Below are 4,162 nucleotides of genomic sequence, written 5' to 3'. Positions count from 1 at the left end.
GCCGCTTATGAGCCGCAGGGCCGCTTCTATCTCAACGATCTCACCACCACGCTGAAGGGTGGCCTGCTCAATGGCCAGAAAGCCGTTGTGGAAGGCGCGGCGCATGCCACACACCTGCTCGTCACCGCCCGCACCGGCGGCGCCCAGCGTGATGCTGGCGGCATCGCCCTGTTGCTGATCCCGGCCGATGCCAAGGGCATCACCCGCCGCGATTATCTGACGGTGCACGGCGCGTCGGCCAGCGAAGTCTATTTCGAAAATGTCGCCGTGGGCGCCGAACATGTGCTGAACGCCGAAGCCCTGCCGCTGATCGAAGCGGTTGTGGACGAAGCCACCGCCGCCGTGTGCGCCGAAGCCTGCGGCGTGCTGAAGGTGCTGCATGCCACCACGCTGGATTACGCCAAGCAGCGCAAGCAGTTCGGCAAGGCGATCGGTGATTTCCAGGTGATCCAGCACCGCCTGGTCGACATGTTCATGGAGGTCGAACAGGCCGTTTCCATGACCATGATGGCCACGCTCAAGCTCGACACCGCCGAACGCAGCGCCGCCGTTTCGATGGCCAAGGCCAAGGTTGGCAAGGCCGCCAAGTTCGTCGGCCAGAACGCCGTGCAGGTGCATGGCGGCATCGGCATCACCCAGGAACTGGCCGTGGGCCATTATTTCAAGCGCGCCACGCTGATCGAAAACCTGTTCGGTTCGGTGGATTTCCACCTGTCGCGCTACGAAGGCATCGCGCTGGCGGCGTAAGCGCCTGCAGCAACGCAAACGAGAAGGCCGGGCAGCGAAGCCCGGCCTTTTTCGTTCAGGCAGAAGAGAAATGCCCCTGAGGGCACCCATCGAAACTTCGTTTCGATGGGTGCCCTCCGCGTGCAGGGATGACCCCTGCACCCGTTCGTTGGTTTGGCACCCTGTTTCGAAGTTTAGGAGCAAACCCAAACGAAAGTGGGTGCAGGGGCTCAGCCCCTGCCCGCCGGAGGCATTCTTCTTTCTGATTCTTGATTGGCGCCCCTAAATCAGATCCCCACCCGCCGCCGAAGCCGTGGTGCCGTGCGCCTGATACGCCTTGATCACGTTGCGCCCCACCGTCCAGCGGTGCACTTCATCCGGCCCGTCCACCAGCCGCTGCGAACGGATATGCGTGTACCAGCTCGCCAGCGGCGTATCCTGGCTGTAGCCCAGCGCGCCGTGCAGCTGGATCGCGGTATCCACCACCTTGTGCACCATGTGCGCCAGGAACACCTTGGCGATGCTGTTTTCCTGCCGCAGGTCCATGCCCTTTTCCGCCTTGTAGGCGATGTGCAGCAGCATCAGCCGCGCCATGTAAAGTTCGCTGGCGCATTCGGCGAGCATGAACTGTACGCCCTGGCGGTCGCTCAATCGCTTCCCGAACGTCTCGCGCTGCGTCACGTGCGCGGTCGCCAGATCGAGCGCGCGCTGCGCCATCGCCACATTGTGCATGCCATGCCGCAGCCGGCCATAGGCCAGCCGGTGCTGCCCCATGTTGAAACCATTGCCTTCGCCGCCGAGCAGATCATCCGCCGGCACCACCAGATTCTTGATCTCGATCTCGCTGTGGCCGCCGCCCATCACCTGGGAAAGCGGGCCTTCGATGGCCATCGTCTTGATGTCGCGCTTGATGATGTAGCCGGGGTTGGGCAGCTCCACGATGAAGGTGGAAAACTGGCGGTGGCGCGGCGCATCCGGATCGGTGCGCGCCATCACCACGGCCAGATCGGCGGCACTGGCGGCCGACGAGAACCACTTTTCGCCGTTCATGATATAATTGCTGTTGCCGTCCTTCACCGCGGTGGTGCGCATGCCGGTGGCATCGGCGCCGGCGGCCTTCTCGGTCATCGAGTAACACACGCGCTTTTCGCCATTCAGCAGCGGTTTCAGATATTTCTCCTTCTGAAACTCCGTCCCATGCGCCAGCAGGGTGAGCATCGTCGCATCATCCGGCCCCTGGCTGTTCATCGACAGCGCGCCGAGGTGGCTTTGCCCCAGCTCCATCTGCACAAGCGCGTTGGCCAGCGGGCCCAGCCCCATGCCGCCGTGTTCCTTGGGAATGAACGGCAACCACAGGCCCTGCGCCCGCGCCTTGGCCCGCAGCGCGTTCAGCACGGTCTTGTAATCAGCACCTTCGTGCAGTTCCTTTTCCGCCGGCCGGCATTCATCATTCACCCATTGGCGAACCCGTTCGCGAACGGCCTTGGCTTCGGCTGGAATCTCGAAATCGATCGACATGGCGATGGCCTCCCCGGCGGCTTTTCTGTCGGAAGCTTACTCGGGAGGCACAGGCCCGCAACCTATCACCTCTCCCCGTGGAAGAGAGGGATGCCGCGCGACACCACGCCGAGTTGAAGCCGTCGCTCACCCCGGCCATACCCGGCCTATGACCATCCTTGTGCCCATCCTCGGCGATCAACTCTCCCACACGCTCGCCAGCCTGCGCGCCGTTACGCCTGCCGAAGCGGTGGTGCTGATGATGGAGGTGGCGGAAGAAGCCACTTACGTTCCCCATCACCCGCAAAAGATCGCCCTGTTCTTCAGCGCCATGCGCCACTTCGCCAGCGAACTGCGTGAGAAGGGCTGGACGGTGGATTATGTGCGGCTTGATGATCCCGCCAACACCGGTGATTTTGCCGGCGAAGTCGCCCGCGCTGCGCAGCGCCACAGCGCCACCCGCATCGTCACCGTTGCCGGCGGCGAATGGCGCGTCGTAAACAGCCAGCGCGGCTGGGCCGAGCACGCGCGCCTGCCACTGACCGTCCTCGACGATGATCGCTTCCTCTGCACCATCGAACAGTTCGCCGGCTGGGCGAAGGGCCGCAAACGCATGATCATGGAGGATTTCTACCGCATCATGCGCCGGCAGACCGGCCTGCTGATGGACGGCGATCAGCCGGTGGGCGGCCAGTGGAATTACGATCAGGAAAACCGCAAATCCGTGCCGAAAGGCCACCGCTTCACACCCCCGCTGCGTTTCGCCCCCGATGCCATCACCACCGAGGTGATGGCCTTGGTCGCCGGCTGTTTCGGCAATCATTTCGGCAGCATCGACGGTTTCAGCTGGGCCGTGACCCGCGAACAGGCCTTGGCTGCCCTCGCTGATTTCATCACCCATCGCCTCGCCAGCTTCGGCGATTATCAGGACGCGATGGTCACCGGCGAAGACGTGCTCAACCACAGCCTACTCGCCCCCGCGCTTAACCTCGGCCTGCTCTCCCCCCTCGAAGTCTGCCAGGCCGCCCAAGCCGCATATTTGGCCGGCACCGCGCCGCTGAACGCCGTGGAAGGCTTCATCCGCCAGATCCTGGGCTGGCGCGAATATGTGCGCGGCCTCTACTGGTTCGCCGGGCCAGACTACACCGCCCGCAACCACCTCGCCGCCAGCCGCCCCCTGCCCGCCCTGTTCTGGGGCGCGCCCACCGATCTGAAATGCCTGTCACAAGCCGTGGACGCCACGCGCCGCAACGCCATGGCCCACCATATCCAGCGCCTGATGATCCTGGGCAATTTCGCCATGCTGGTCGGCACCGATCCGGGCGAAGTACACCGCTGGTACCTCGCCGTCTATGCCGACGCGCTGGAATGGGTGGAGGCGCCCAACGTCATCGGAATGTCCCAATTCGCCGATGGCGGCCTGATGGCCACCAAGCCTTATGCGGCCGGCGGCGCCTACGTGAACCGCATGAGCGACCACTGCAAAAGCTGCAAGTACGACGTCAAGCAACGCACCGGCCCCAAAGCGTGCCCGCTCAACAGCCTCTATTGGGACTTCCTCGCCCGCCACGAAGAGAAGCTCAAGAACAACCAACGCCTCAGGCGCATGTACGACGGCTGGCGGCGCTTCTCAGCGGAGGAGCAGGTCCGCATCCGGGAACAGGCGGCGGTGTTTCTGGCGGGGCTGGGGTGAATTGACCTTACTCAGGTGCGGCTGAGATTCGGACAGTTTAAAGCGGTTTTCGACCGCTCTGAATCGTAAGGGATTCCCAAGGGGCGGATTTTCTGACTCAGAATCCGTGCTGGTGAAGGAGGCCAGCATGGATGGGTCAGCCTTTATCGTTGGATTTGCGTGTCCGGCTTCTTGCGGCGATTGATGCGGGGATGAGTTGCCGTGCTGCGGCAGCTCGCTTTGGGGTCGCACCATCGACGGCGATCC

3 protein-coding genes and 1 pseudogene are annotated in these 4,162 nt (G+C 63.6%); 3 read left to right on the top strand and 1 reads right to left on the bottom strand.

Annotation, left to right across the window (positions count from 1 at the left end; all coding sequences use genetic code 11):
- A partial coding sequence (locus tag Q7O19_RS13175; protein ID WP_303810948.1) for an acyl-CoA dehydrogenase family protein occupies positions 1–747 on the top strand: 747 nt, incomplete at its 5' end.
- 261 nt (positions 748–1,008) lie between these two features.
- Here Q7O19_RS13175 and Q7O19_RS13170 read toward each other — a convergent pair.
- The gene (locus Q7O19_RS13170; protein WP_303810947.1) at positions 1,009–2,244 is read right to left on the bottom strand and encodes an acyl-CoA dehydrogenase family protein; all 1,236 of its coding nucleotides are present in this window, start codon (positions 2,242–2,244) and stop codon (positions 1,009–1,011) included.
- Between the two features lie 148 nt (positions 2,245–2,392).
- Here Q7O19_RS13170 and Q7O19_RS13165 point away from each other — a divergent pair, with 148 nt between their 5' ends.
- Complete coding sequence (locus tag Q7O19_RS13165) at positions 2,393–3,916, top strand: cryptochrome/photolyase family protein (RefSeq protein WP_303810946.1); 1,524 nt, start codon at positions 2,393–2,395, stop codon at positions 3,914–3,916.
- Between the two features lie 131 nt (positions 3,917–4,047).
- Positions 4,048–4,162, top strand: a pseudogene (locus Q7O19_RS13160) (IS630 family transposase); the annotation flags it as partial.

Origin of the sequence: Sandarakinorhabdus limnophila DSM 17366 (assembly GCF_945882885.1) — a bacterium.
Lineage (GTDB): Bacteria > Pseudomonadota > Alphaproteobacteria > Sphingomonadales > Sphingomonadaceae > Sandarakinorhabdus > Sandarakinorhabdus limnophila_A.
Note: the sequence above shows the minus strand (reverse complement) of the source record. Positions and strands in the feature narration are given on the sequence as shown.

What these genes read in the sequence shown, in the direction of transcription:
- Q7O19_RS13170 (WP_303810947.1), bottom strand. Translation starts at nt 2,244, where the DNA reads ATGTCGATCGATTTCGAGATTCCAGCCGAAGCCAAGGCCGTTCGCGAA.
- Q7O19_RS13165 (WP_303810946.1), top strand. Translation starts at nt 2,393, where the DNA reads ATGACCATCCTTGTGCCCATCCTCGGCGATCAACTCTCCCACACGCTC.